Source organism: Desulforamulus aquiferis (assembly GCF_030577015.1).
Lineage (GTDB): Bacteria > Bacillota > Desulfotomaculia > Desulfotomaculales > Desulfotomaculaceae > Desulfotomaculum > Desulfotomaculum aquiferis.
The window spans coordinates 1-338 of the sequence record NZ_JARPTC010000059.1; the positions used below are offsets into that span (position 1 = coordinate 1).

Annotated in this window: 1 rRNA gene; it reads right to left on the bottom strand. The window is 52.7% G+C overall.

Features of this window, described 5'->3' with window-relative positions:
* Positions 1-338, bottom strand: a 16S ribosomal RNA gene (locus tag P6N53_RS18510); the annotation flags it as partial.

Below are 338 nucleotides of genomic sequence, written 5' to 3' on the forward strand. Positions count from 1 at the left end.
CCCACCTTCCTCCGTTTTGTCAACGGCAGTCACATTAGAGTTCCCACCTTTACGTGCTGGCAACTAATCTTAGGGGTTGCGCTCGTTGCGGGACTTAACCCAACATCTCACGACACGAGCTGACGACAACCATGCACCACCTGTCTACGTGTCTACCGAAGTAGAGGTCTCTATCTCTAGAGCTTTCACGCGATGTCAAGCCCTGGTAAGGTTCTTCGCGTTGCGTCGAATTAAACCACATACTCCACCGCTTGTGCGGGCCCCCGTCAATTCCTTTGAGTTTCAGTCTTGCGACCGTACTCCCCAGGCGGAGTGCTTATTGTGTTAACTACGGCACT